General features: G+C 54.4%; 5 protein-coding genes. 3 read left to right on the plus strand and 2 right to left on the minus strand.

The features are described from left to right. From OHL23_RS28480 to OHL23_RS28490, 3 genes are all read left to right on the plus strand, one after another. Positions 1-819: cytochrome b/b6 domain-containing protein (locus tag OHL23_RS28480; protein WP_263355488.1), on the plus strand; the 819-nt coding region annotated here is incomplete at its 5' end. Next, a complete protein-coding gene (locus OHL23_RS28485; protein ID WP_263355489.1) occupies positions 809-1,774 on the plus strand; it encodes a molybdopterin-dependent oxidoreductase in 966 nt (321 codons plus the stop codon). The genes OHL23_RS28480 and OHL23_RS28485, both read left to right, overlap by 11 nt. A gap of 71 nt (positions 1,775-1,845) precedes the next feature. Then, positions 1,846-2,061, plus strand: a complete 216-nt coding sequence (locus tag OHL23_RS28490) for a hypothetical protein (protein ID WP_263355490.1) — start codon at positions 1,846-1,848, stop codon at positions 2,059-2,061. Between the two features lie 49 nt (positions 2,062-2,110). On the opposite strand, the gene OHL23_RS28495 is transcribed toward OHL23_RS28490, so the two are convergent. Together OHL23_RS28495 and OHL23_RS28500 are read right to left on the minus strand one after the other, a co-directional pair. Next, positions 2,111-2,512 (minus strand): fibronectin type III domain-containing protein, encoded by a 402-nt coding sequence (locus OHL23_RS28495; protein WP_263355491.1) that lies wholly within the window; start codon positions 2,510-2,512, stop codon positions 2,111-2,113. Between the two features lie 157 nt (positions 2,513-2,669). Then, on the minus strand, positions 2,670-4,469 hold the full coding sequence (locus OHL23_RS28500; protein WP_263355492.1) for a cytochrome-c peroxidase: 1,800 nt from the start codon (positions 4,467-4,469) through the stop codon (positions 2,670-2,672). Positions 4,470-5,921: the final 1,452 nt, after the last annotated feature.

A 5,921-nucleotide genomic window follows, 5' to 3' on the forward strand; every position in this document is an offset into this window, starting at 1 on the left:
ACTGAGAATCAACTGGCCGCCACTAGCACATTGCCGGAAAAGCGAGGCGTGCTCGTGGCTAGGAAGCATCATCTCCTGGTGCGATGGAGTCATTGGCTCAATGTGCCGCTCCTTCTCGGCCTCATCCTGAGCGGTATTGCCATTTACTGGGCTTCGCCGGTCTATCAGCACAAGCCAGATCCGCAGACCGGCAACTTCGACTATCTCGCGGACATCGGTATCTGGATATGTGCGCATGTGCCCGGACTGCATCACTACAGCAGTCCGCCGGACTGGATTTACAACCACATGAGCTTCGGGCCGGGCATGTTAGGCGTGGCTCTGCGTCTGCATTGGCTGTGCGCATACCTGTTCATGCTCAATGGGTTGGTATACCTTGCAGGACTGGTCCTCGGAGGAGGATGGCGATCCTTAATGCCTCGCCGGACCGATCTGCTTGACGCGCTCAGGATGATTCGCTACTACATGGGTGTTCCCTTCGCGAAATTAACACGCCGCAAATGGCTGCATCCCCATGTCAACACAAAGTACAACGCACTTCAGCGCGCAGCATACTTCTCTGTTCCGGTCGCTGGGTTCCTTGCAGTCGCTACCGGTTGGGCGATTCACAAGCCCATGCAGCTCCACTGGCTGGCTGCGGTCTTTGGAGGGTATGACGCAGCGCGCGTGTGGCATTTCTGGCTGATGTGGGTATTCATCCTCTTCATTGGCCCGCATGTGATTTTGGTTCTCGCTGACGGATGGGACACGCTGCGCAGCATGATTGTAGGTTGGTCGGCAAGGGTGGAAAGACCAGAGGGATTTGAGAATGAAATCTGAACAAAATCGCGATCCATTGCGGCCGATAGACGCATCTTCAACGAAAGCGGAGATGGAGCAGGAAACACCGGAGTTCACTGGGAAAACTCCATCCAATGCTTTGGAGCTTGACCTCGTCCCAAAGGCGAAAAACTTCTTCCGGGAACAGCCTCCACAAATCATCGAAGTAGCTCCCAACGCTCTGCGTCGTCGGACCCGACGCGACGTTCTGCTCTTTGGGGCCGGAGCGATAGCAGCGCTGGCAGGCGGCGGCTCACTCCTGCCACAGGCTACGCTGGAACGGCTGGGCATTATCCACGGGAACAAGACCTGGCCCAAGAAGGAGTGGTTCCTCAATAAGGCCTTGCGCATCGACGACGATGTTGCAGAGGCACTCTATTCAAAAGATCGCCTGGTACCCACTTATTCGAAATCGCAGATCACGCCACTCAAGAACAATTACAACGGCGCAACCCCTGATCCCGGCTACATCCCCGAATGGCAATTGGAGCTCAACGGTCTCGCGTCCGGCCTGACAGTTTCGCTGAACATCCGCAACCTGCTCACGCGCTTCCAAGTGCACGAGCAGATTACGCGGCTGGTCTGTGTGGAGGGCTGGAGCGCTGTTGCGTGGTGGTCCGGTCTAAGATTCGATGATTTGTTGCGCGCATATCCACCAATGTCTCAGGCCAAATGGGTGCGGGTGGAGTCGTCCGTCAATCTCGATGGCTCAGGGAATCCTGACCCCTATTTCGTATCGCTCGATTTGCCGACAGCCCGTCATCCGCAGACCTTGCTTGCGACTCATTTCAACGGACAGCCTTTGACTGTAGACCACGGCGCACCACTCCGCCTGCTTGTTCCGGTGAAGGTCGGCTTGAAGAATGTGAAGGCTATTACAAAGCTTTCGTTTGTCGCGGAAGAGCCAAGAGATTATTGGGCCGAGCGTGGATATTCACGCTACGACGGGATCTAATGCCTTTACAAGATGAACCGTAACCTTCGTCTAGCATGACTGCACTTCAGGAAGGGAGTGATTTTTGAGCAGTGACCAATCCATCGGAAGACAGGAAGGCGAAGAAGCGAATGTGGCGTTGGCGCGGAGCCCATCTGAAGCCATATGACCAGAATGCGCTCGCCCAGCCAGCAGTCATCCGTCGATCCCTCCGCCACAAAAACTCGCCTGCTGATTGCGCTGCTGTGCGGAGGGCTGGCCACGGCCGTCAATATGGCGATCATGGCAACATGGGCGACTCAGAGTAATAATCCTGATATTTCGATATTCGATACTTATCTGTTAGATTGCTCTCGGCTATTTTGTAGTGAAGGTTTTTATCGGACTGGTAACTTCGTCGCTCTTGCCACTGGAATCCATTGATTCCACGGTGTAGAAGAAGGTCGTCTTCGGCGGGAGGTCGTACAGGTTCACACGGAACACGGTCGATGAATGGTAAGGGTTTAACCTGATCGGATTCTTGGCGGTTTGGCTCAAACTTTTTGGATCCCTACCATAGTGCACAACCCCGTAGTGCACGGGCACGCCACCGGGATTGTTTACCGTCCATCGGATAACCGTCAAATAGCCACCCACCAACGGGACTTCTGGCCCCTCGCTGATCTGTACCCGCTCGGCTCTTGGAGTGGTTGGACTTTCTTGAGCAAGCAGACTGCCGCTCAAGATCGTGATCGACAATGCCAGAAGAGCTTTATTCATGTTCACACCTCAACTAACTCAAGGTGATTATGAACGAAGAAACTGTGGTCTACCGTCGTCGAACATCTTTAGTTCTGGCTCGTCCGCTCGCATATCGGGTTTTGCGAGACGGACAAGCCAGAGAAGCTGATGCCACGACTCCGTATAGCCTATTGCATTACGGAATCGGCTGACTCGGGAGCGGCGCCACTCCGCAGATCTCCGATGCGCAGGGCGGAAGCGGTGGAGTAGGGATGAGGTACTGATTACCTTGGGTCGATGCCGAACCACCGGTCATGCATTGCCCAGTAAAGGTATCGCTGTTGGGATAAGGCGCGGTGAAACCGTCGGTGAGTGTTTCCAGGAAGGCAACGATTTGGTTCTCCTCCTCATCGGTCAAGCCGAGCATCCCCGTCGTTGTGTCGAGATTTTGCGGCACCTCTTTCATCGGCCAGCAGGTCACCCTCTCGATTGTTCCTGCCGGGCAGTGTCCGGAAGTGACCGGGTAGGCAAAGCTCGTGTCGCGCGTGTTGTAGAAATGCACGAGTTGCTTCAAGCTCTTGATGTAGCCGTTGTGAAAGAACGCCTTCTGGAAGTAAGGTTTCCCGGTTCCAGCTTCGGTGGTGGGACACTGCCGTGGTGTCATTGCCACATTGCGCACCGTGGGCACTTGAAATTGGCCGTCGACCGACGGCGCAAATTGTACCCATGACGAGTTCGGATTGGGGCCGGAGCCGAAACCACTTCGCAGAAAAGTTCCCATTCCCAAATCTCTGTAGCCGAAACCGTAAGGATTCCCGATGAACCCAAAGGAGTCCGGCGTGGTTTGATAATAGAAAGCATCCCTCGGATTGAGAGGCAGCCCTTCATTTGCCGAGCCGAAGCAGGTGAATAGAGGAGGGTTTGCCGTCGCAGTTGTGCTGGTGTCCACCTGACCTGACTTCAGATTCGTCCCTCTTCCGTCGACATGACAAGAGTTGCAGTTGCCTTTGCCATTGAATAGGTTGAAGCCAGCCATCTCGTCTGATGTCATCGTGTAGTTGCCCTTCAGGAACGCGTCAAATTTCGACGTGAAATTGCTGACCTGCACAGACTGCTCGTATGCGTCAATCGATAGACCCCATTGGTCATAGACCGTGTCCGCCTTTGTGCGCTCTTCCCGTCTCAACTTGATTGGTTCGGGGTCTCCGTCGAACACCGCAGCTCCTCCTGGAGTTGCGCAGATCCTCTCACTATCGTCGGGGAACCTGATATCGAGGGAGTCTCTGCCCCACATCAGTTCGAAGAGAGGACGGTATACTGCCCGCTTCAGCCGAAACGCCACGCAAGCTGTATCAGGGAAGCCCATTTCTTGAGTGTCAACGGGAGGGCCCTGTGCCTGTTCGGCGTCGGGATTCCGTAGCCTGTATCCGGTCGCGCGTGAATCCCAGAAATTCCCGCCAAAGAATAGCATCTGTTCCTGGTTGTACTGCAGCACTGGGAAGAACGGTGAATACGTGTGTCGCTGCGGCGTCCGCTTGCCGGCCCGATAGTGAACTGTTCCGGGATAGGCAATGATCGTCTGGTTCACTGAAGGAATCGGTCCGCTCCAGCCCGCATACGGCATGTGGCAAGATGTGCACGCTTGATTTCTGCCTGGCGACATGTTCTTGTCGAAAAGCATTAGCTCGCCGAGGGTTTCGATTGATTCAGTTCCGGTATCCTTTAGGATCGGCGCATTTGGGCCTGAGCGCATCCCCAATCGAGTCGGCGGCGGTAGGGAGTGCCACCTTTCAATAGCTCTACCTTCGATGACGTCGACTTCCCGGAGGACCCTGGCTATCTCCGAATCCAAATTGGGTGGAAGAATCCCAGGCGGGTATGGGTTGTAGATTGGCGAAGCACTTTGTGCCCGCACATGATGAACCGAGTAGATCGAACCGGCAGTGATCGCTGCCGCGCAGACCGCTGCTGATGCTGCTAACCTTGTGAATCGCATGTGGCACCCTCCGTTTCATGAATTTGCCGCATCTGGCAAATGCTGAGTCAGACGGTCAGAAGAGAGAGGACATGGCACAGTGACACATATCCATTCTCGTGGTTTGGAAGATTTTGTTGCGGGCGCTCAATCACGCCGCGTCGGTTCGTGCGATTAAGGGGTTGAACCAAGGCATCTCATCTGCCACTCGCCGGAAAAGCGGGCTGATCAGATATTCGTCCGCTAGCTTGCTCTCTTTGAATCGGCTTGTCAAGTGTCCCTTGCGATGTTCTCAGCACGGACGAGGAGGACGAAGGTGTGGCCCGGAATGATCTGTGAATCCGATTGAGAGGAGAGCCGGATATCACTCACTGGCTCGGATTCTCCCGAGCGCGAACAGTTTCTCGCGGCCAGCTTTGCTCTTTTGAGCACGTGGCCGTTTGCTAACTTAAACCGGTAGAGGGAGTGAGAAGTCCGCGCGGGCGAACGCCTGCGCCTGCTTCGGCAGACTGGCACATAGGCGACTTGAACGAAGCCGCCTCGCAGGCGGGTAATCCATATACACTACGTATCTTCTTAAACCTGCGCGGACTCGATGCAGCCAGTCTCCATTAGCCCTTTTGGGAATCCATCGGTGCGCTTGCCAGATCAGAGCGCGCATAGACTGACATCTGAAGTTCTCTTCTTAGTCGTTCGTTCTCCACGAGCAGTTCGCACACGACTATTTCCAGATTTGCTACGCGGCACTTCCAATATGCGAGTTCCGACTCGGGTTCACTTTCGAAAGAATCAGCTGTCATAGGGAACTCCGCTTCTGCGAAATTGTCTTTTGCATTGCTTGACCTCAGGCGAGACAGCGCCCTTCGGTAATAGAGTGGGTTCGAGGCCTGTTCTATTTCATCTGCGATCGAGAATTTCAGAGCGTGATGCCCATGCGATTTATGCAGGCTTGCAGCTCTTCCGAGCTACCTGAAAAAGAAGCGCATAGGCATTCCCACCATCCGACCAGGCCGATTCGCTTTCTTGTTTAGGTTGCAATGACTCGCATTGTGCTCCCGAAACGCTGTCACCTATAAGAGTGGCGGCATCCGATGGTTTTATTCCATCCGACGACGCGATTGATGAATCTATCCCGAAATTGTGGCTCCTCATTCCGCATCGAGAGAGTAAAGCTACAGATGCGCGCCATGCTTGCATGAGAGATCAGCATGGCGCGAACGGCCACCGGAGATCCGGTGAACACCCGATCCGCGTAATTGAGACGGTCTTCGATTCAAAGAGGGTTGGTGTAAGAATTTTGCTCCAGTCTCCTTTAACCCAGGACATCGAGAACGGAATATTATTTCGGCGCGCAAGGAATAATCCATGCCTTTCCGGCCACTTCATTAGCGAGTGGCAAATTCGCGAGGATTCAGGCCGCTCGATATTGTGACTTGGAAGGACATCTCAATGAAGCATTTGTTATTGCGTCTC

This window comes from Acidicapsa acidisoli (assembly GCF_025685625.1).
Classification (GTDB): Bacteria; Acidobacteriota; Terriglobia; order Terriglobales; family Acidobacteriaceae; genus Acidicapsa; species Acidicapsa acidisoli.

Coding starts and splice junctions, on each gene's coding strand:
- OHL23_RS28500 (WP_263355492.1), bottom strand. CDS start 4,469: ATGCGATTCACAAGGTTAGCAGCATCAGCAGCGGTCTGCGCGGCAGCG.
- OHL23_RS28495 (WP_263355491.1), bottom strand. CDS start 2,512: ATGAATAAAGCTCTTCTGGCATTGTCGATCACGATCTTGAGCGGCAGT.
- OHL23_RS28485 (WP_263355489.1), top strand. CDS start 809: ATGAAATCTGAACAAAATCGCGATCCATTGCGGCCGATAGACGCATCT.